Annotated in this window: 20 protein-coding genes; 11 read left to right on the top strand and 9 right to left on the bottom strand. The window is 57.8% G+C overall.

All coding sequences use genetic code 11. The features are described from left to right. The coding region (locus tag BRX37_RS27050; protein ID WP_206434115.1) for a hypothetical protein at window positions 1-208 on the bottom strand (208 nt) is incomplete at its 3' end. Window positions 209-311: 103 nt separating this feature from the next. Here BRX37_RS27050 and BRX37_RS04940 point away from each other — a divergent pair. Together BRX37_RS04940 and BRX37_RS04935 are read left to right on the top strand one after the other, a co-directional pair. Continuing rightward, window positions 312-1277 carry a hypothetical protein gene (locus BRX37_RS04940; protein ID WP_125985746.1) on the top strand — a complete coding sequence of 322 codons (966 nt, stop codon included), beginning with the start codon at window positions 312-314 and terminating at the stop codon, window positions 1275-1277. Further along, entirely contained in the window at window positions 1274-3154 is a 1881-nt protein-coding gene (locus BRX37_RS04935; RefSeq protein WP_125985745.1) for a hypothetical protein, read from the top strand. The genes BRX37_RS04940 and BRX37_RS04935 overlap by 4 nt, the downstream gene beginning before the upstream one ends. Before the next feature lie 367 nt (window positions 3155-3521). Here BRX37_RS04935 and BRX37_RS04925 read toward each other — a convergent pair whose 3' ends face one another. The 5 genes from BRX37_RS04925 to BRX37_RS04905 form a co-directional block, all read right to left on the bottom strand. Continuing rightward, window positions 3522-6686, bottom strand: a complete 3165-nt coding sequence (locus BRX37_RS04925; protein ID WP_125985743.1) for a UvrD-helicase domain-containing protein — start codon at window positions 6684-6686, stop codon at window positions 3522-3524. A gap of 2 nt (window positions 6687-6688) precedes the next feature. Continuing rightward, on the bottom strand, window positions 6689-9376 hold the full coding sequence (locus BRX37_RS04920; RefSeq protein WP_318276609.1) for a PD-(D/E)XK nuclease family protein: 2688 nt from the start codon (window positions 9374-9376) through the stop codon (window positions 6689-6691). Between the two features lie 505 nt (window positions 9377-9881). Next, a complete protein-coding gene (locus BRX37_RS04915) occupies window positions 9882-10787 on the bottom strand; it encodes a plasmid partitioning protein RepB C-terminal domain-containing protein (RefSeq protein WP_125985741.1) in 906 nt (301 codons plus the stop codon). Continuing rightward, window positions 10784-11683, bottom strand: coding sequence for a plasmid partitioning protein RepB C-terminal domain-containing protein (locus tag BRX37_RS04910; RefSeq protein ID WP_318276608.1), 900 nt, complete (start codon window positions 11681-11683; stop codon window positions 10784-10786). The genes BRX37_RS04915 and BRX37_RS04910 overlap by 4 nt, the downstream gene beginning before the upstream one ends. Continuing rightward, a complete protein-coding gene (locus BRX37_RS04905) occupies window positions 11680-13242 on the bottom strand; it encodes a recombinase family protein (protein WP_234792210.1) in 1563 nt (520 codons plus the stop codon). Before BRX37_RS04905 ends, BRX37_RS04910 begins: the two co-directional genes overlap by 4 nt. A gap of 114 nt (window positions 13243-13356) precedes the next feature. On the opposite strand from BRX37_RS04905, the gene BRX37_RS04900 reads away from it, so the two are divergent. From BRX37_RS04900 to BRX37_RS04870, 7 genes are all read left to right on the top strand, one after another. After that, window positions 13357-13713, top strand: coding sequence for a hypothetical protein (locus BRX37_RS04900; protein WP_081331667.1), 357 nt, complete (start codon window positions 13357-13359; stop codon window positions 13711-13713). A gap of 94 nt (window positions 13714-13807) precedes the next feature. Beyond that, window positions 13808-14053 carry a hypothetical protein gene (locus tag BRX37_RS04895; protein ID WP_069336827.1) on the top strand — a complete coding sequence of 82 codons (246 nt, stop codon included), beginning with the start codon at window positions 13808-13810 and terminating at the stop codon, window positions 14051-14053. 361 nt (window positions 14054-14414) lie between these two features. After that, the gene (locus tag BRX37_RS04890) at window positions 14415-14693 is read left to right on the top strand and encodes a CopG family ribbon-helix-helix protein (RefSeq protein ID WP_037515733.1); all 279 of its coding nucleotides are present in this window, start codon (window positions 14415-14417) and stop codon (window positions 14691-14693) included. Further along, window positions 14681-14974 (top strand): type II toxin-antitoxin system RelE/ParE family toxin, encoded by a 294-nt coding sequence (locus BRX37_RS04885; protein ID WP_037515735.1) that lies wholly within the window; start codon window positions 14681-14683, stop codon window positions 14972-14974. Before BRX37_RS04890 ends, BRX37_RS04885 begins: the two co-directional genes overlap by 13 nt. Window positions 14975-15358: 384 nt before the next feature. Beyond that, window positions 15359-16573 carry a site-specific integrase gene (locus BRX37_RS04880; RefSeq protein ID WP_125985740.1) on the top strand — a complete coding sequence of 405 codons (1215 nt, stop codon included), beginning with the start codon at window positions 15359-15361 and terminating at the stop codon, window positions 16571-16573. Between the two features lie 91 nt (window positions 16574-16664). Beyond that, on the top strand, window positions 16665-17420 hold the full coding sequence (locus BRX37_RS04875; protein ID WP_125985739.1) for a hypothetical protein: 756 nt from the start codon (window positions 16665-16667) through the stop codon (window positions 17418-17420). Continuing rightward, window positions 17417-17998 (top strand): PIN domain-containing protein, encoded by a 582-nt coding sequence (locus tag BRX37_RS04870; protein ID WP_125985738.1) that lies wholly within the window; start codon window positions 17417-17419, stop codon window positions 17996-17998. The genes BRX37_RS04875 and BRX37_RS04870 overlap by 4 nt, the downstream gene beginning before the upstream one ends. Window positions 17999-18290: 292 nt before the next feature. Here BRX37_RS04870 and BRX37_RS04865 read toward each other — a convergent pair whose 3' ends face one another. Continuing rightward, window positions 18291-18503, bottom strand: coding sequence for a hypothetical protein (locus BRX37_RS04865; protein WP_125985737.1), 213 nt, complete (start codon window positions 18501-18503; stop codon window positions 18291-18293). Between the two features lie 12 nt (window positions 18504-18515). On the opposite strand from BRX37_RS04865, the gene BRX37_RS04860 reads away from it, so the two are divergent. Further along, window positions 18516-18692, top strand: coding sequence for a hypothetical protein (locus BRX37_RS04860; protein ID WP_164522411.1), 177 nt, complete (start codon window positions 18516-18518; stop codon window positions 18690-18692). 92 nt (window positions 18693-18784) lie between these two features. After that, on the top strand, window positions 18785-19003 hold the full coding sequence (locus tag BRX37_RS26625; protein ID WP_164522410.1) for a hypothetical protein: 219 nt from the start codon (window positions 18785-18787) through the stop codon (window positions 19001-19003). On the opposite strand, the gene BRX37_RS04850 is transcribed toward BRX37_RS26625, so the two are convergent. Together BRX37_RS04850 and BRX37_RS04845 are read right to left on the bottom strand one after the other, a co-directional pair. Continuing rightward, window positions 19000-19830: a 23S rRNA (adenine(2030)-N(6))-methyltransferase RlmJ gene (locus BRX37_RS04850; protein WP_125985735.1), complete on the bottom strand. Its 831-nt coding sequence runs from the start codon at window positions 19828-19830 to the stop codon at window positions 19000-19002. The two genes, BRX37_RS26625 and BRX37_RS04850, sit on opposite strands and share 4 nt — an antisense overlap. A 311-nt stretch (window positions 19831-20141) precedes the next feature. Further along, window positions 20142-21392, bottom strand: a complete 1251-nt coding sequence (locus tag BRX37_RS04845) for an NAD(P)/FAD-dependent oxidoreductase (protein WP_125985756.1) — start codon at window positions 21390-21392, stop codon at window positions 20142-20144. Window position 21393: the final 1 nt, after the last annotated feature.

Here is a 21393-nt window from a genome sequence, read left to right as displayed (position 1 = left end):
TCCCGAAGATCCTGTGATAGCGTTCGTGCCATCCATGCTGGCCTCCTGCCACCAGCAGGAAGGCTGAATCACAACGGCGCCGCGAAGGGAATCCCTGACGAGTCAGATCGTGTGGAAACCGCTCTAATTGCGCGAGGGAATCTCGGTCCCGCTTTTGAGGCAACAAGCGCAGCGCTTTGGGGATCTCGATGTCGCGCTTTTCGCTCAATTGAAAAAAAACTTCGATGACACGAGTAAGGAGACGTCATCAATCCTACACTCCTCAGAATAACCCCTAGATTTCTTAATGCGTTAGGCCTTAGGATTATTTCATGAGCAATTGTAGCGGTCTGAGCATCTGGGTAGGCGATCTTGATTGTTACATCAACATCGACGCTATCTGTGCGGAGAATGAGCGTGAAGCTGAGGAGGCTGCGCTTGAACTTGAGCTCGACGAAATTGGCGAAATCAGGTTGCTGGCGGGCAAATCTACGTCGGCGAGATATCTGAATTGCAATGATATTACACCATCCGATTGGCGATATGCCGTACATCAGGCTGGAATGCTAATCGGCTCAGAATCTGAAGCAATTTCTCTTCATGGCCAAGTGAAATGGAAGGATATAGAAGGACAATTCATTCGAGCCATGCTGAAGCTCGGTAATTCATATGCCGTCGCGAGATATGCCAAGTTGGAGCGGCTGGATTATTCTTCAGCGATCACCGCTACATTGCCGCACGGCATAAGGGCACTCATCAATCAATTCCTCATAGCCGAGGGCATTTCGCGTTCTACCAGCGCGGATGGGCGCATCCGCGCTGTGTTAACCGGCGGTCATTCTATTCCAATGACCGCATACAGGCGTACCGGAATGTTGCAGGCAGCTCTTCATGCGATGGCCGACGGAAGGTCTGATCATCCGGGAGGTGTGTCGCTTGATCGTGAAAGGACAAGGAAAATTCTAGCTTTGGCGCGCCTCCACTTCTCCACGCAAGAACTTCGGCTGTCGTCGGTGGCGGAACTTGAGAAACTTTCTGTGGCCTATACCTGCGATCGTCAAACGCTGGGGGCGGAGCGCGAATTGCTGATAGAAAATAGGCGATCCATAAGAAATTGGCGCCTTAGGCACATCCGGTCACTGCTGGAATTCTATCCATTTTCAATCCGTCACGGCCTTGAGCGCGCTACGCGTTCTGATCAGTTTGATCGCGTCGCCATCATCAATGAACTCGCCCTCGCGCAATGTGGAGTTTTGCGCCTGCGGCGGGCCGGTCGAAATCGGACGCGCCGCCGATGAGCCGGGTCTATCGCTTTCATGGGCCAGCCGACTTGTTAGTCCCGGATCGCCCTATTCTACTGCGTAAGCGAAAAAATAAGATGCCGGAAAGATTCCATTTGATTGGAGCCGACGCATCTTTGATCAGCGATCTGAATGGGACGCAAGCGATCGAGACATATGCTCCAGGCGATGCGCGGGCTGTCACCTTGACTAGGCGCGAAGCCGACTTGATCGCGCTGGCAAACCCAGGAGTGGAATCACCAGCGGCGCTAGAGGATTTGTACCCGTGGCTCCCAGAATGTCGCTTCCTTAACGATTCTATGGCAAGCCTTCGCGCAGCCGAGGCGATTATTCGGCGCTTTGGGCAGCATCTCATCTCCCCATCTTCCTTCTGCGACGAAAAGTGGAACACCATCTGCAATGCGTTGCGCCAACGCAGTATCTATGACGCCCGCTTCTATTCAGCTTGGCATTTGCCGATCCAGGAAGCGTATGTCCTCGAAGAAGTGCGGCCTAACCGATGCGTCGTCGCAATCGACTTTAATGGCATGTACCCTAGCTGCATGCAGCAATGCTTTCCCAAGCCATCTGCATTACATCTTGTGCAACTGCGCCGAGATTTCGATCCGAGTGAAATTCTCACCACCGGTCTGTATCGCTGCGTTCTGCACGAGCCCACCTCGGACTTCATCATTCGACACAATCCGTTTCGCAGCTTCCATTCCGGACGCCATTTGCGTGCGCGGCTAAATGAACCGGTAGCGATCGACCTTAACGAATTCGAACTTTCCTATTTCAGTCGGCATTTTCGCCGCATCTATCTCTTAGAGGCTATAATCTCGGATGAGACGGTCGCGCATCCGCTAGCTAAGGAAGCGAGGCGGTCTTTCGCTCGAAGGAAGAACTATCGAAACCAGCGCAACAAAACTTTAGCGGATCGGGAGAAGTTTCTTGCGACACTCATGACATCGTGCGCAAGCCGCCCATCAAGGCCGACGCGAACCTTCAAAAGCCAAACGGCCGCGATGGCGCATGTTCAATCCTACTATGGTATCGATGTGCCAATCGATGAGCCGGAGGCCGCCACCGACATCTGGCTGGATGGTCGTAGAGGCGTAACGTTGGACCACGGAAGTAACGGCACTAAAGTTCGCGGCCCCGACCTTCGGAACGGTTCAGCATGCCATCTTCTGGGGCAGCGGATCGTCGCTCGCGGCCGCATCATGCTCTTGGAGATGATGGAAAGGATTCTTGTTCGCGCGCCGAATGTTCAGATTTGCTACGCCAATATAGACTCTATCCATTTCTCGCTTCCGACCAGCCATCTGGATGACGTCATAGCTTGGCTGGAGTGCGAGGCGTCCGACGCGATGGGCTCGTTCAAGATCGAAGTAGTTACGCAGCATGGTCTTTGGCTGGAGCCGGGGCGCTACTGGCTTTATTCAGAAAAAGACGTCGTCAAGTTCAAAAACCGCAGCGTCGGCGATCAGCAGCAGCCGTTCAAAGATCATGCAATCCATGTGGCTAGCCGGCGCATCGGCGACCTTGATGTGCCGGTTAGAATGACACTCAATATGGAGCATACGATGTCGCCATTATGTTCGATCCAGACGGGCATCGGCGATGGACTGTCACACCAGCGACTGATTGAGGTTGGCGATAGTACAACCTTTTCGGATGTCATAAGCGAAATTGAACACAATCAATGTCACGCTATCCCGGCCCGGATGGCAGCATTCAAAGATCTAAGTAGAAAAATAAATTCCTCCCGCAACGCTGCCTCGTTGCGGGAGGATAGTGCCACAGTCATGTGCGGCCGAAGGCCGCCCGCGAGGGGCGTGTTCAGTGAACACTCGCCGCAGGAACAGGAAAACCCAGGCAGATCCTGCGCTTGAAACCATGGCGGCAGCGAAAGGCGAAGCCAACAACTTTATTTGCGAGCTTCTGTTCTGGACCAGAAAACAATACCAGGTTCATAAAAATCAAAAAAATACAGCCGTACAACAAAACGGTTCTTCCAGCGACCGTTTGTGAATGATGGGCTAAGCCGGTCCCTCGTATGGCGCGCGGCAGCCACCATCGAACGACAAGGATTGGACAGCCTCCAAAACCGCATTGATTGGCAGTCAAGCACGATGAGCAGGCGTGCGTTGATCAGTTTATAGGCATCTGAAGCGGCATAAGAGGCAGCTATCCCTGCAGCTCCATTCCGAACCCGGTACCCTTTACGCCCATAAAGTCAATTTGAGAGCAAGGACCAATTCAAGAGGTCGGCACTCCACGCGCTATATGCAGGAAGCCTCCCACAACGGGCATATGGACGAAAATTTCGATCTTAGCACTAGGTCGCGCTTTATCCAAAGCTTCCGCGTAAAGCCCGATTTGAGGACCATACGCAGTCGCTCGTGCATCCCAGCTGTCTGGAGAACCCGGAAAGGATTTGTGGTCGATGACGGCAAAGCCAAATTCGTGTTCGACGAGTAGATCAATGCGTCCGGTAACGACCTGATCCCCAATGCGTGCCGCAATAGGAGTCTCGCGGCGTACCGTGGCATTGGGCCAACGCCTGGATATTTCGCTGAGCAGTCGTTCGTTGGCTCCTAGTACATCCTGTGCGGCAACCTGATGTACACCCCAGCGATCGAGTATGGCTTGCGCTTGAGCCAGACGCCGGTCCAATGGAGCGTCGCTTTGATCTGCGGCAATGATGGCATGCACCGCTTCGCCGAGCAGGGGCATGTCCGGGGTGCCTGCAAACGGCAAGCGGGGTCCGATTATTGCCTTCTCTATGATAATGAAGGTTGCGTCACTCGATGCCTCGCTTGGGCGGCGGTAAAGTGGCGCTCGTTGGGTTGTTGGTCGCGCGATGCGTCCGAATGACACGACAGGAGGTTGGGCGTCGACGCCTTCGTTGCTCACCAACGTTGCGATCCTGGCTGGGAAAGTCTCCGTGCCAGCACGAATCCCATCGCCGGTGGCAGGTGGCAGAGTGAAATGCTCTAACCCGTCCCCGGCGAGGACCTTCAACCAATGGAGTGTGCCCTTTGCCGGAGGCGCAAACACAAGATGATCGCGAGCGCGCGTCATGCCGACATAGAGAAGGCGAGCCTCTTCATCCCTCGTTCGAATCGCGGCTTTTTGCCCCAGCGTCGAATTGGGCGCTGAAGCATCGAGATATACGTCCTTCTTTTGGCTGGCATAGGGCCAAGGCCAGAAGCGGATCCAGCGCCCGGTAAGCGGATTTTGCCAATCTATCTCACCGTCGGCTTCGGCCGTTGGCTCGAAGAGCCTCGGCTCTGGTTCTTTGCCTAGTCCAGTCAGGATGACGACGGGCCATTCAAGCCCCTTCGCACCATGGTAGGTCATGACCTTAACGGCATCGTCCTGCAGGCTTCGTGGGCGTGCCGGATTTTCTGCGGCCAAAGCGAGCGCCAATCCGGAGGGTGTTGCCGGGGATCCCTCGCTTGCGCAGCTTTCCTCGTAGCTCCGCGCGAAACCTCGAAGGGCTTCGAGATCGTCTACCCGGGCCGCCACGTCACCCCAACTTTCTACACGGCGATTGAGCTCGGGGAGAAGGAGGATCGCATCGACGAGATCCGCCGGCGTCAACGACAGAATGTGCTCACGGATCGCGGAAAGATCTGAGGAAATAGGAACGGCGGCGAGCATCGCCTCTGAGAAATTTTCTGCGCCGAGTGCTTCAAGCCAAGATTTCGAGGCCGGGTCGTCGGCGAAGAAGCGAGCCAGTTCGGCAAGCGCGAGACGATCGGTGGGATCTGCGACCCAACGAAATGCCGCCATGACAAGTTGGACATGCGACGTTTGGGCAAGACCCTCGCGCTCGACTGCGGCCTTGATGCCTTGTTGGCTGAGCGCAGCTGATACCTTCGCGATGTCCGCCTTGCTACGACACAGGATGGCTATGTCTCCCGCGCGAAGCGCCCGCACGCCCTTTGGCTTTGCCGCGACTTCCCAGGGGGCGTCGGATTTCACCAGATCGCGGATTTGGGCGGCCAGTGCGGCATATTGGAGCTCAAGCTTGCCTTCGAGCCACCACACCGCCAGCGGAGCTTGCGTGAAGCCGTCTTCGCTGCGACCCGTCCCGGTAAAAGCATGTTCCTCAGCTTTCAGGCCCATTGCGCCCAAGGCCGGGGGGAAGGCCGCATTGACAAGGTTTATGATGCCCTCGCGGCTGCGATAGGAGGTTGCCAGCACATCTTGTGGTTCGCTGGATGATGCGGCGACACCTGCGAACGCGGCCTGAGTCAGGGCACTGTCAGCATTGCGGAAGCCGTAGATGGCCTGCTTCGGATCCCCAACCCACGTGCTTGTATCGACCAGGTCTGACATGGCTGTGAAGATGGCCACCTGTAGCGGACTGGAATCCTGAAATTCATCGACAAACAATCGACCAATGCGCTCACCGAGGCTAGCAGACATCGCCGGGTCACGAAGAACTTGGAGCGCGAGCGCCTCTTGATCAGTGAAGTCCAACAAGCCGCGTTCTGCCTTATAAGCCTGGAACGCTGCGAGCGCTTCGCCTGCGCAGGCGAAGACCGATCTGATGAACCGACTGCAATCCTCACGAAGCCGTGGGTGCTCAGGATGCCGCCCAGCCGCTTGTGCAACGGCGTCAAGAGCATCGATGAATGCTTGACCGTCCTTCTTAGCGCAGCTGACCTTCGACAGACGAGCCCAATTCGGCCAGGAGATTCGTCCGCCTCGACGGATTTCGGCATCAATTTGACGGAGCAACGCCACATGCGTTTTAGCGGTGGCGCTAAATTCAGCGGGCACTGCACACACTGCCGACCTTACGGCCGCTAGCAAATTGGCGTCGAACTCGTCGCTGCTGCGGGGCGAAGCCGACGGGAGCAATTCAAGAAATGTCTCTACGGATCGTTCTGCAGAAATGGCTAGTTCGCTGGACGAAATTCCATTTGCTCGAGCGAGCTCGATCAAGCGCCTGACGGTTGTCCTCCAATCACTTCGACCAGCGTCAGCCGCTCGTTTAGGCTCAAAGAACCCCATGATTTCGGCCAGTTCGTTCAACGCGGGCGCGTGACGTTCAATCGCGGTGTCGGCGGCGATCGCAAAGATTCGCGGCACGCTGCTTTCGGGAATGACCTCGGCGCGCGGCGACCGTCCAAGAGCGATGGCGTTCTCCGACACGATTTGACCGCAAATGGCGTTCACTGTTCCGAAACGGGCTCCGAGCAGCCGTGCTGCCTTGTCTGGCATGCCCAATTCGAAAAGCTTGGCGCGCGAGCGCTCGATCAGTTCATCAGCTGCTTTTACGGTGAACGTGGTGGCCACGATGGTTTCGGGATCGCGGGACGCAACCTCCGTAGCAATGGTTCCAACGATGCGCGTCGTTTTGCCGGCACCGGCAGAGGCGACAACGGTTGTGATAGTGGGCATAGTCATCTTCAGTTGGCCTCCACGCCCACGCGACACAGAGCCGTGAGTTCGCAATAGCGACATGGTTCGGTTCCAGGTTCGATTGGAAGATCGGCGGGTATATGAGCCTCAGCCTCGTGGACGCCTGCTGCCACTGCAGTCCCGCTTCGTGCTAGATCACGCCATATCTGCCAGGTAGAAACTAGATTGGTCCACGTATCTGGCAGACTATGGCCGGATTGAACGACTTCCTCGGCGAGGAATGTGCCATTGAGGCCAATCATTTGCCGCTGGTCCAGCATGTAGAATGCGCCTGGAGTGTGCGCTGCACTGTTGGGGTTTGCTATCGCGCCATATGTCGCGAGTTGGATAGAGCGTCCCTCGGCCAGCTCGTTGCGGCGGTGCTTAACGCTCCTCGACCATTTCAGGTCTATCACGCCTGTTCCGTGAGCAGGGTGCTCCACCAGCATGTCAATCCGGCCCTTTACATGAGGGCCATCGACGAACTTTCTCTCGCGTTCAATTTCCGTGCCGATCACCTTTGCGTCCATCGCCTTTAGGAGCTGTGCCAGCTGGGCCAGAGCAGCTGGGACTTTGACGCGGGCGGCTGCTAGCTCGCCCGCATATTCGGGCTGCTGAAGCGGCGTCGCGATCGCACTAAGCAATTCATCAAACAGACTGTTGGCTTGCGAGAAAACTGTGTCTGAATCTGGTGCCGAACCTGCGGGGAAGACGCGGTTGGCGAGTTCATGGGCGAGGTTGCCAAGCAACTGGTTCGTGCCTGGGATCTCAGCAACGCGGCCGCGGGAGAGGCGCAAGACATCAAGAAGAAGCCAACGCATTTGGCAATCCGCCAGATGCTCAAGGCTGGTAGCGCTTTCAATGCGATCGTCGAGTTTGGCGATCACGGACGCGGGCAGTGACCAGTGCGCCCGCGGCATTGGGGGGCATGCTGGTGCGATCGCTTCTCGAAAAAGCTTGCGTCCCGCGAGCTCATGAGATGGTCCCTGCAAAAGCTGCTCTGCCGACCATCGAACCATGTCCCCAGCGGGCGCCGTCAATGGGTTCAACTGATGGGCGAGGGGATGGCTGGTCGTCTCTTCCCCAGCCGACAACGCCGGAGAGAAAAGGATGAGTCGCTCGCCAGCGCGATGCACAGCGTTCGCGTTACTCCACCCAATTCGCGCGGCCGTCGCGGCCGGCGATTCGATGTTGCAGCCGGTCGCCTTTAGGACGGCGATCTCCTCCCTGCTCCACGGAAGCGGCGTCACGCGCTCTCCGGGGCCTTTGAAATCCCACCAAAGAACATGCTTGGCCTGATCCCAAATCGCCCCAGGATGACGCACGGCACGCAGTCCGCCCGATGTCGCGACATGGTTGGGATTTTGAGCGCCGTCCGCGAGCGCCTGGTCGATCATTCGCCCGAGCAGCAGCGGCGAAAGAATGTCGATGTTAAGCACATCGATTGCTTGCGTCAGGGCCGTCGCGGCACCAACCAGCGTGAGGAAAAGCGGATCGGCGGTCCCCGCATTTGTTTCAAGCGCCCATTGCGCGACCCGAGAGGCGATCGACTTTGCTGCCTCCGCAGGCATCCCTTCGTGCCGCTGGTATAACGCCCCAGATGTCCATTGCCGCCACGCAGCGAGTTTTGCGTCGCGCTTTTTCTGTGGCTCTTCGGGCATTCGATCGGACAGATCTGATTCGATAGAGGCCCATGCGGCGATCCACGCTGCACCGCCGTTGCCAGGTTCCCGGCTAAGTGCATAGGCGAGCTTGCGGGCCGCGCTGCGGGGGATCGGAGGGCGCGGTAGCATGAGCAAATCGAGCATCGCCTTGGCGTTGAAGGGGGCCCATGAAGCGGCGAAGGCGAGTGGCAGCACCTGTAATGCTCCCCGCCAAGGGGATGAGGCAGACAAGCCCAGAGCCGGAAGACCGCGAGCCCGCAGCGCGCCGTCCAAAAGTGCCGTATCTCCATCTGCGTTCACGATAACCGTGCCATGCAGCTCAGCTTCTGAGCAATGGGCGAGCCACTCTGCGGCTGCTTCGGCCGCCGTCAGGGCGGTGTCTGCCTCCACGATCACAAAGCTCCCATCGCCTGCTAGTGTCGCGGGAGATCCGTCCTCTAGAAATGCTTGCACATGGCTCAGATCGCTGACGGCATTCTCAGAGGCCGAAACCCGTGAAATTTTGACCCCCGATGTTTCGAGCGTTTCGATGAGGGCCTGCCAGAGAGGTGGCAACAAATCTCTTGGCTCGACCAGCTCGATTGAGGTGAGCGGCAAGCTGGCACGGGCTTTGACCGCCTCGCAGAGGCTACGCGTGCGGTCCGTGATGCTGGGCGGAAGTATGTCACCTGCCCCTTCTACTTTCGCAAAAGCATCGATTCGCGCCGCGCCGACCATAGCTCCAGACCAGCCGCCAGCGACCAGCTGATCTCGCCATTCAAGCAAGGACGCGGCAGTGGCCCATGGATCAAGGGTCAACGATTGAGCGAAGAACAGTTCGGGGGCAGTGGCCAACGCGGCACGCAGTTTAGCAGCATAGCTCGAGACTCGAACAGCATGTGCCACGCGGGGAGCCGTGAGGCCCAACTGCACTTCGAGCATCTCTACCAGGCCTTGAGGCCCCACAACGGCGGCATTGAAGACGCCTTCATTCAGACCCGGAAAATCCGGAAAGGAAGGGCCATCACATGAAAGGCCGAAGATAAGCTTCATTCTCAATTATCCCCCAACCGGTAGCTGCCTCGCCAGCGCCGGTATCGCTGGCGGTAAGCTAAAATGCTTTGTCATGTCATTAATGAATGTGCCTGCGACAATTTTGGTCGTTACTCTTTTGGTAAACGAAAACATGGCCTTATCGTCTTGTCTAAGTGTCGCCTAGCTGAGGCTCATTGATCGGAAAGACGAAAGCCGGGGATGCCGTTGCTAGAAGCAATCCCGCAAGGAAGATCTGCAGCAGATATCGGGCAGGAGGCGGCTAGATTTCTGGCGGGTTCCGCAAAAGAGCCGCATGCTTTCCTTTCGGTGCGGCTTGAGCAGCGTCACCAATAGCGGCGGAGGCATAAGTGAGTCATGCCTCCGCCGATTGCGGGTCGGCTTATGGCTGCCGACCTGATGGGCTCCGAGCGGGATCGCCGCCATCCCCATCGCCGCACTCGATCCGCCCCACTGTGCGGCGTCTCCTGCGGTCCCCGCGCTTTTGGGTCCGGGTACCCGTCAATCACTCAGCAGCATCAGCAGTTGCTGCTATTGCCTCGACCTCAGCAATGGCCTGTAGCTCCGTAAGATATTCGGGTCGGTGCTGATCGACCCAGCGGACGATGCGCGCGTTGTTAAGCAGCGCGCGCACGTACCCGCGAGCAACGGTCAGATGGAGATTATCCACCCCGTAGGTGTCTTCAACTGATTTGACTTGAATCTGCAATCTTGCAAGCTCGCGCTCCATTTTGGCTAATTGATCAGCAGAATTGGCCGTGCCTGCTTTCTTCCGGCATTTTGCCAAGAGCATATCAGGGGTGGCTCCAAGAAGAGCCCTGGCGAACTGACCTGTGAAATTGTTTTGCCCGATCATCAGCTCTGCTGCCTCGATCTGTCGCGCGGGGAGCATCAGCCTCAACAAGTCAAACACGACAGCGGGGCATTGAATATCTTTGAGCAGATCGACCACATCGGGACTGATGCCATTGAGCATGCGTGTACGGCGCTGGATCGAGACGACGTCTAGACCGAGAGCTTCCCCGATCTTGGTTTCAGGAACGCCGCGCTCGATAGCGCGCCTGATCATGCCGTGTTCCTGTACCGGCGTCAGTCGATTGATCCGCCTGTTATATGTGTAACCCTCGTCATCTGTGGAAACGAGACATTCGACCTCCTCGACCCCGAGGTCGCGGAGCGCTTCAATTCGCAGGTGGCCGTCGAGAAGATAGTAACATCCAGGAGCCGTGGGCGCAGGCGTTACAACAGGCGCCTCGACGAGGCCGATCGCTTTTACAGAGCCCAATATCTGCCGATACTTCGAGCTTTCACGTAGGCCGTCCCTGAGCGTTTTGAGGGGGATCAGCCGGTCCAATGCTACAATATGCGATTCGCTTTCGAAAGCGATCTTGACGCGGTTGCCCTCGCTCATAGTGACGGCTTCCTTCCGAGCCGCGTGGCTAGAACTTTGGGCAGAACTGCTATTCCTTCCGCTCTAAGCAGGGTGACAAACGCTTCGTCTGCCAGAAGATCCCGAAGTGCTTCGACAAGAAATAGCAGCCGCGCTTGCGTGAAATCCGCCTTTTTGACAACGATGCGATGCTTCTCGGCTTCGGATTGGTACAGCCTTATGAGATCAGCCGACGAAAGGCGTTTGCTTGGCGACTTTCGTCCGAGGCTCTGGTTCCCAAATGTCCGGTGCCGCTTCATTCGTGCGTCAAGCAAGCGTCGCACAACTGCGAGCTTCTTGCCCTTCAGCTTGCCGGACTCATAAGCCTCAAGAAGCAAATCCTGAGCCGCTACCGTCTCTGCTCTTGCGATATCTGCAGCCAGGCTGATCGGGATAAGGCCGGTCTCTGCTGCCGAAAGCAGCCTTTCTTCGCCGCGCTCGAGCAACTGGACGACCATATTCACCCAGCTTCCGGTGCAGCCGACCTTCTGACCAATCTGGGCGTCGGTGTAGCCGCGTCGATGCAACGTGCCTATCTCGGTCAGTAAGTCGATCGGGCGGTGCTGACGCCGGGCTATGTTCTCCACAAGGCTCATCACCAAGCATTCATTTTCTTCAGCATCGATCACGACCGCTGGAATTTCCGTTGCTCCAAGCATTTTAAACGCTTCGAGCCTGCCTTCCCCACATACGATATTATAAAGAGCGGAGCCATCGCCGGACTGTCGCCTAACGGTCACGGGGCGTTTGAGTCCTACCGCTTCTATATTTTCCACGATTTCTCGATGAAGTTTGCGGCTGCGAGTACGAGGATTGAGCACCTGAATGTCCGTGATCGGGATAAATTCAATCGTGTGGCGCGCTGTTTCGACCATCATGCCGCCTCCAGGAGACTGTATTGTTCGCCGAGCCGAAAGAGCAGATCGAGCGAATCGAAGCGATAGGCGTCTAGCATGAACACATTTTCTTCGGCTAACCGGAGTGCAGAGCCGAGCCGGTCAAGGCGCGGAAATATATAGTAATCGGACGCGGCGCGATTCGTTGGATCCATTCGGATGGCCACCGTGATGTCGGGGGCGAGGCTTGTGTCGAATCGGACCTTCCAGCGGGCCGATCCCGCTGGAGTGCGCTGGCAGCGGACGATCACCACTGAAATGGAAAACTGGCCGTTGACCATGAGCAGATCGTCGTCGCTCTTTTCAATCTCCGCGCCGATGGCATTGAACCCATCAATGACTTTATCAATCACATCGGGATACAGCGCGCGAAGCTGCCGGTTGATTTCCACATATTGGTAGTCCCGCATCGGCTGATAGCCCACCAACGAATATGCCCTGAGTAGGCTGCCGAAGCGGGAGCGGTAACTGCTGCTCGATGGCAGGTCCTCCGATTCGTCGATGATGATGCCAGAGAGTAGCCCATGGCTCTTGAGAAGGCCCGTAAGCGCTCCCAGCATCTCTTCGTCAGACAATCGGGCGGATCGCTCTCGAATGATGATCTGGGCAGCGTTATGCAGTCCAGGATCCACTATCGGGGTAAATGCGCGCTCAGCGCGAATCCACATCGCCGGATCATTACGGACCCGTTTTTTCTTCAACTTGTTCGATACGCGGTTCCAAACATTGTTCCCGATATATTTCTCGTTGATCAGGATCTGATGTACCGTACCCCTGGTCCATGGCTTGCCCATATCTGTGCAAATTCCTGATTTGTTCAGCTGATCGGCTATCTCGCGCTCAGTCAGTCGATCCACCACGAAGGACGAGTAAATCCGGCGCACGACGGCAACCTCTTGGTCTGGGCCGGGGGAAAGGACGACCCTGTCAGTCTGGATACTTTTATGCTCGCCTCGAGCGAGTGCGCCCTTTTCAGCGCCGTTTTGGTCGACGAGAGTGCGACGCAGCCCAAAGCCTGCTGGACCGCCCTGTCTGAAGCCAAGCTCGATCAACCTGCACTGGCCAACGAAAACCTTGGTTGAAAGCTCGCGGCTGTACTCACCGGCCATCCAACGTTTAAAGCCCTTAGCCATGGTTGCCACTGGGCTTCCATCATTTTCAAACTGCTCGGCACAATAGTGAACGTCGATGCCGGCGCGGCGGCAGATATACTCATAGTAGGCGCTTTCGTCTGCGTCCTGAAAGCGGCCCCAGCGGCTGACATCATATACGAGGATGACGGAAAAGCCTGGGTTTCCAGCCGTGACGTCCTCAATGATTTGTTGAAGCGCATCTCGGCCATGGATGCTCAGTCCACTCTTCCCTTCATCGGCATATGTTCTGACGATCTCCATGTTCCGTCTTTGCGCATAGGAGCGAATCGCATCAGCCTGATTTTCTGTGGAGTATTTCTGGTGGTCCGTGGACATGCGGACATATTCCGCAGCCTTAATGGGCGGAGCCGCTTCCTGAGAAAGATCTGCTGACCAGCTCTCCAACATGCCGGATCCCTGTTTTCGGAACTAGATGGCTACCGCGCCAGCTTTGCTCCACCGGTCGGATACCGATGCCGGTGTCCTCACGATCCGAGACTATAGGCGTGAAGGGGAAAAAAGATGTTTCCGAAAACGGGCAATATTTTACCGCCGGAAGAGGCAAGTCAGGCGTTCATTCAGATGATATCCCACGCTTTGGTGGAGGAGTTGGGACGGACCCATCAAGCCGTAAAGACGGCGGTTCGATGGACAGGCGCGAGCGAGCGAAGCGTAAAACATTGGCTCGCTGGCACCCATGCTCCGCAAGGCCCTCATCTGCTATGCCTGATGCGTCATTCTAATTTTGTCCTCGGCGCACTGTTGGCGGCAGCGGGACGAAACGACGTTCTTCTGACTATGGAATTATCGGCACTCAGGCAGAAGCTCGCAGATGTGATCGACGTTCTAGACAGATTAACAGTCTCGGGTGAGCACTGACCTGAGGGATGCCCAATGGGGTCGGTGATTCTCTCCTGTGGAACTGGACGCCGACAGTGTTGAAGCTGGAGCCGTAAACCCATAGCATTACCGCATGGAATTTGGTCCGCAACCTGAACTAATCGAATCCTCCCTCAGCCGGTTTATGGAACAGGCGGGGGTACGGTTGACCATCAACATAGTGCGGCTCTCCACCGAGCGCGGTTGGTCCCTCGAGGTCGTCAACGAACACGGCACCTCAACAGTTTGGGACGACCTTTTTGCTACCGACCACGATGCCGACGCCGCATTCCGTAATGCCCTCGCCAAAGAAGGCGTCGAGGCCTTCCTCGGCAAGTAAGATGCCAAATTCGGCTGTGAGCCGACCTCAGCCGCGGTCCTCAACGGATGCATGCCGTACGGGGGGACTCGTAAAGTTGTAGCCGCGAGTGACCGTGTCATAGCGATGCTGGACATTCTTGCCTCCGTCCAGCTGGCGGACAAAGAAGAGATCTGACACATTCTTTTGGGGTGAACGCCCTGTTCTCGTAGACGTCCGTATTGCTCTTGCCATCCCATCGCTAGGTGAGATGGATCCCCGAACTGTTTCGCCGACGTGAGGCGCACCCCATGTTAGCTCGCTTCATCGATCGGGATGGACGCCAGGATAGAACGTAGGTAAGTAGCGCTAGGTATTACCTTTCACTACATGAGGGCGCCGCATGGCAACAGCAACATCGATCAAACTCGATGACGAATTGAAAGGGCGCGTTCAGCACCTGGCCGAAACGCGCCGTCGCAGTTCGCATTGGATCATGCGCGAGGCCATCGCGCAATATGTTGATCGCGAGGAAAAGCGTGAGGCGCTGCGCGAGGACACGTTGAAAGCTTGGGACGAATTTAAGGCGACCGGTCTGCACGCAACCGCTGATGAAGTCGATAAATGGCTGGCGAGTTGGGGAACGGATAACGAGCTACCAGCGCCCGAATGCCACAAGTAGTTTTCGCGCCGGCAGCTATCCGAGATGTTCAGAGGTTCCGGGATTTCCTGCAACCCAAGGATGCGGACGCCGCCCGCCGCGCGGGCGAGGCGATAAGGCAGGGCGTGAAGGCACTGGGCGCGTTTCCACGCATGGGTCGAATAGTGGACGATCTGCCCGAACAGTTTCGTGAATGGCTGATCGATTTCGGCGATAGCGGCTACGTCGCCCGATACCGCGTCGATGATGACACCGTTACGATTCTGGCGGTTCGTCACCAGCGAGAGGCCAGCTACAAATAAGGTGTAGTGCTGATGCATCCGCCCTCTGACGACAGAGGCGCGGTGGTCGGTCAGTAGGCCGGCAACGACCAAACTGGGTGAGCCGCCGACTTGCTGCCGATCAGTTCAATTGCCTTCGACGGCCCTTGAAGCCCGAGAAGTCCCTTCAGTTTTAGCCGGCAGAAGCGGACTCACTCGTTCACTTTGGAAGAGTGGGGGCATTTGAAGGGGCATTTGGTAGAAAGTCGGTTTTAGTAATTTAATGAAAACAAAGGATTGTAAGGAATGTTCGAATCCCTCCCTCTCCGCCACGACTTCCTAAGTGATTGTCGTTGCTTGACCTTCTGACAGAGCGTCGCTTTTCACCACCCCAGTGCGACAAAGTGGTGCGACAAAATGCGGTTGATGACGCATGTCAGAAGGACGAGTGACGGCGGATTCGAAGTCCGCATTATTGTTCCTGAAAAGCTTCGATCAGCGATTGGAAAATCGAGTCTGACGAAGCGCCTTGGGCGGCTTTCGAAATCCGAAGCCAATCGTCTCGCTGCGCCGATCATTGATGAGTTTCGGACACGGATCGAGCGGGCAAGGCTCGGGGGGCTCGATGCGATGCCTCCGCCACCATTGGCTTTCGTCGGCGCAATTGCTCCCGTCAGTTCATCTTTGCGTCGCGCGTCACCGTCAAAGCTCATGGAGCTATTCGATGGCTATGTGCGCGAGCGTCAGCCCGCGCCTTCTACGATCAAGCGATGGCGTCCTGTAATCGCGCATCTCACTGGCCATCTCGGGCATGATGACGGAGGGCGTGTCTGTGCCGATGACATCATCCGGTGGAAAGAGGCTCTTGCGGATCAAGGTGTCAGTGGGCGCACTATCCGCGAGGTCTACCTTACCGTTTCTAAGGTCGTCTTCGCGTGGGCCGTCGAAAATCGGAAGCTTGACACCAACCCGGCGGCTGGCGTGTCTGTGCGGGTCCCAAAGCGTGTGAGATCACGGGGGGCCAGCTTCACCTCGGTTGAAGCGCGCACGATATTGCTGGCATCGCTTTCGCATGATCAGGGGCGGATTGCCGCTGAACATGCCCTCGCTCGGCGCTGGATACCTTGGCTATGTGCATACAGTGGCGCGCGCGTCGGCGAGATCACTCAGATGCGGGGGACCGATATTGCTTCAATTGATGGTGTCTGGGCTATGCGTATCACACCGGAGGCAGGAACGACGAAAAGCGGGCAGGCCCGCATTGTGCCGTTGCATTCTCATCTGTTGGAGCAGGGTGTGTTGAAGATTGCGCAGGGGGCGGGCGAAAGGCCGATTTTCTACGATCCGGCTCGTGGTCGCGGTGGGTCTGCGGGGAATGCCCATAGTAAGAAGGTCGGGGAGAGGCTGGCGGCGTGGGTGCGTGAGATTGGGGTCGATGATCCAAATGTGCAGCCGAACCACGGTTGGCGGCATTTGTTCAAAACGCTCGCTCGCCGTGCAGGTATAGAACCGGAGGTTCGTGATGCCCTTCAAGGGCACGCACCGCGCAGCGTTGGAGAATCCTATGGGGAATGGCCGATCGATGTGTTGTTGCGGAGCATTGAACTGCTTCCGCGCTTTGAAGTGGGTTTAACTCGGTGAGTGCTCATTTTTTGACAACCACTTCCTTTGTAGGAAATGGCTGACTAATCTGCGCTTGAATGATTGGCGCAGCCGCAAGTGAGTGAGAGAGGTGGCAGCCGTGACGCCGGTTGAGTATGTCCTCAGGATTGACGCTTTTACGCCTGACACCATGCCTATGGCGCGGTTGGCAGAGTATCTTGGCGCGCTTGCACGACTACTGGGCCACGCAGAGCATACTCATTTCGTCAGGCTGGAGGAGGGCAGCGCAAAGCTTGTCCATCGCGTTGATGCCGTGGATGCGCCGAAGGTTGAGACACGGCTCAATGGGGTTCTTGTTGGAAATGCGCCGAAGGAGGCGCTGAACGCTCAAAAGGCAATCGAGCAGCTTCTTGTCAATGACAATGCTGTTGCAACGCTTTGCGAGGTGTCTTCGGGCCGGGTAGTTATCCCGTTTGAAGGACGGAATAGGCCAAAGCCAATGGTTTTCCCGCCGTTCCGTGAAGATACCACTATCGACGGGCAGATTGTGAGCATCGGGGGGCGTGATCCAAGCGCTCACGCTGTCCTTCAGGACGGCGACGCTTTCCACACGAACATCCAAATGAAGAGGGAAGTGGCACGAGAACTTGCGCCCCTTCTTTATGGTCCCATGGTGCGGCTGCATGGGAATGGTCGCTTTGAGCGTCAGTTGGATGGTGTCTGGAAAATGCTGGATTTTCGAGTGGATCGTTTTGAAGTGCTCGATAATCGTCCAATTGCCGAGGCGCTGGCCGCTGTTCGAGGTGTTCGTGACAATCGCCTGATGGATGCTGAAGCATATCACGATATTTCGCGACTTCAGGATCAAGGAGATGGCGATCAGTGATCATTGTGGTCGATAGCACAGCACTGTGCTTGCTGGTAAATCCCTCCGCCAACCCGCCTGATGATCCGAACACTGGCAGGCCGGTCGTCCAAGCGCGGGATCGCATCGAACGCATGATATCGGAGTTGGGTGCCAACGGGACGCTGATTATTCCCACGCCGGTATTAGCAGAGGTTTTGGTGCGGGCGGAGGCCGGGGCATCTGCGATTGTGGCAGAATTGGAGCGCCTGTCACGCGTCAGGGTCAGGCCATTTGACCAGCGTGCGGCTATCGAAACAGCGATCATGACGGGCGAGGCAATTCGGGCGGGCGATAAGCGCGGAGGTTCGACGGATGCATGGCAGAAGGTAAAGGTTGACCGTCAGATCATCGCCATCGCTCGAACGAACAATGCCACGCGAATTTATGCTGATGACAAGGCGCTCGTTGCCTTCGCGCGGCGGTTAGGCATGGATGTGGTTAGCACATGGGAATTGGCCTTGCCGGAGACAGAGGAAAACCTCTTCACCGCAAACGGCCTACGACCTGATGGGAGTGATGATTGCCTTGCCGATGATGCAATTGGTGAGATGTCATAGCTGAAATCGCACCACTTTGTCGCACTGGGGTGGTGAAAAGCGACGCTCTGTCAGAAGGTCAAGCAACGACAATCACTTAGGAAGTCGTGGCGGAGAGGGAGGGAAGCCGTTCTTCGCGTCAAACATGCTGATATTGCGTGCCTTTTCGAGGGTTGAACGTAGCAGGTTGTAGCGTTGAAGTGGAGCAGTAGTTCGACTTCCGCACCGGGATTCGAACCGTTCTCCACCGATCGTCACTGCTGTGATCGCGCGGGATATCATCACGCCGGAGGATCGAGCGTCACGATGGAGATCAAGGCGATGGGAGACAGGTGGAGCGGGTGGCGGGGGTCTGTCGGGTGGTTCTGGAGGGCTGCGGTGAACCAGCGTCCTCGGCCATCATTTCCTCGCCATCGTCCCCGGCGTTACCATCGATATGTTCGATGATCCCGGCGACGCTCTCCCCCTGATCATGGGCAGCAGCATGGGTGGCCGACGTTGCCTTCGGCTTCGAACGTGATGCCATATGCTGATCTCCATGATGTCGCTGACGGTCGCCCAGAGCATGGGCGGTGATGGTCGGCGGATGACGATGTGGCCTGACGATGTCGGGTCGACGATCGGGCGAGATGATCCCGGCCTGATGCTGGTAACGACCGTCGGCGGTGAAGACGGGGTCCCGGAGGATGCCGATCAGTCAGCCAGTGCCGGATAGACCGATGCCCGACCGATCCCCATGGTCTTGGCGATCGCGGCAGCACCCATGCCGGCTCCATTAGCGGAATGCGGAGCGGATGAGGTGTCGGAATGCTCAACCAAGCGCGGTTGTGCGCTGCACAATTTCAGGAAAGGGATGGGCTGTTGGAGGCGCATCATCTCTTCCGCCTCCTTATGCCTGCGGGCTGCGGCTTTGGCGATATGATCGGCGAACTTCGTGTTTCAGCGATCAGCCTGATCCAGTCTGCCTGCAATCTGGAGCGCGGCAATGCTCGCTCTGGAGGAAGAGTGGGCTTCGGCTTATCCTAGTCGCTCAACCAATCGGCGAAAATCTCGCCCCGATGCCCTTCGGGTGCCAACGCCGCGCGAAAGGCCTCCAACATGGGCGGTAATGCCTGCGTGAAAGCGTAGGGCGGATTGACGATCAAAAGGCCCGCACCGTTATAGATGCCGGGTTGCTCGCTATCATATAGCCAATGTTCGACGCACAGAAATTTCGGGATGCCGAGCTTGCGCAACTGCGCCTTCCATCGCGCATGCGTGGCGTAGTCTTTCAGCGGAAACCAGATTACCGTCACGCCATGCGCCCATTTGCGCTGCGCGGCGGCGAGGGTGGCGGTGATGCGGGCGCGTTCGTCCGTCTGCTCATAGGGCGGGTCGACCACCACCACGCCGCGTGCGGTGCGGGGCGGTACCATGGCCAGCCACAATTCGTAGGCGTCGCGTTCATGCACGGCAGCGCTGGTCCCCCGCATCGCCCCGCGCAGGGTGTAAGCGTCTTCCGGGTGCTTCTCGTTGAGGATCAGGACATCCTGCGGGCGCAAAAGCTGTGCCAGAAACCGCGGCGAGCCGGGGTAAAGCTGCGGCTCGTCCCCCACATTCACCGCCCGCACGGCGGCGCGATAGTCGTCCAGCAAGGGGTTGTGGTCGGCAAAGGCCCGCAGCACGCCCTGCGTCGCCTCGCCGGTGCGTTGAGCGGCATCGCCGCCAAGGTCGTACAGGCCACAACCGGCATGGGTGTCGATCAGCGTGAGCGCGCCCGGCTTGTGTTGCAAGGCCCGTATCAGGGCGATCAACAGGCTGTGCTTGACGACATCGGCGCTGTTGCCCGCATGGAAGGAGTGGCGATAATTCATTGTGTTTCAGATCCTGACGGCCTGCCTTTAGACGAGCTGCCGGACCTTCTGCAAAGCGAAGTTGTGGCCGGGCCGATATTATCGGGCGCACAAACCGAATGCGAGGTGATTGAAGCAACCAATCCGGCGTGCGCATAGGGGCGGGCGGAGACCTGCACCGGGCTTCGGAACCAGGTCAGGCTCGCCCTATGTCGTGGATTGATAAGGGCGTGGCCACAGCCGCATCGGGTGCCGTGGCTAGGCCCTTGGCATGGTCATGATCGGCCCGTCAGCGACCGCCGCCGTCATGGAAGCACGGCGATCGCCTGCACTTAGTCGACGGCAGCCGGTGTGGCGCGGACGGTGTCCTTGAGCGCGATACTGCTATCCGAAAGCCGGTCGATATCGATCTGCACGTCATTCTCGATGAGCTTGCGACCCTGCACATAGTCCTTCACGCTGTTCACGCAGTCGAGCGCGATGACCTTGCCGTCCCTGAGATAGACGATCGAGAAGGCGCCGTCGGCGGGCGTGCCGCGCATCACCGTCTGGTCGAAGCCTGCGTTTATCCCGGCGGTCTGGAGCTTGAGATCATATTGGTTCGACCAGAACCAGGGGAAGGCGCGATAGGGCCGTTCGTCGCCACAGATCGCCTTCGCCACGCAGGTCGCCATGTCATTGGCATTCTGCACCGATTCCACCCGCATCACCTGCCCGCCGGCAAAGTCGCAGGCGAAGGCGGCGCAGTCGCCAATGGCGTAAATATCGGGCAGCGAGGTGCGGCACCCGGCATCGACATCGACGCCATTGGCGCCCTTCGCCCCGGCACGGATCAACGGCTCGACCGCCGGGATGATGCCGATGCCCACGATCACCGCCTGCGCGGGGATGCGCTCGCCATCCACCAGCCGCACCGCCGTCACCTGACCGTCCGCCCCCTCCAGGCAATCGACCCTGGCATCCAGGCGCAGGTCGACACCATGGTCGCGATGGGCCTGCTGGTAGAAGGCGGACAACTCCTCGCCTGCCACCCGCGCCAGCACTCTTGGCAACGCTTCCAGCAAAGTGACCTTGAGGCCCATCTTGCTCAGCACGGCGGCCGCTTCCAGCCCGATATAGCCGCCGCCAATGACCACGATCTCGCGCTTGCCGGCATCGATTTCCGCCATCAGCGCGTCGCAGTCGGCGCGGGTCCGCACCGCATGGACGCCGGCCAGATCGGCGCCCGCGCAGGTCAGGCGGCGCGGATCGCCGCCGGTCGCCCAAATGAGCTTGCCATAGCCAAGGCTGCGTCCGTCCGAGAGCGTCAGTTGCTTGCCCGCCGGATCGACCACCGTCACTTCGGTGCCGAGCAGGAAGTTTACATCCTTTTCAGCCCAGAAGGCGGGCGGCCGGATCAGCAGCCGCTCGAACGCCTTTTCGCGCGCGAAATAATCCTTGGACAGCGGCGGCCGCTCATAGGGATATTCCGGCTCGCGGCCGACCACCATGATGGTCCCGGCAAAGCCGTTCTGGCGCAGCGCGATCGCGCATTGCGCCCCGCCATGGCCGGCCCCGACGATGACGATATCTGCGCGGTCCATA

Source organism: Sphingomonas sp. S-NIH.Pt3_0716, from assembly GCF_003950715.1.
Lineage (GTDB): Bacteria > Pseudomonadota > Alphaproteobacteria > Sphingomonadales > Sphingomonadaceae > Sphingobium > Sphingobium yanoikuyae_A.
This window is presented reverse-complemented; position numbering and strand designations above follow the sequence as displayed.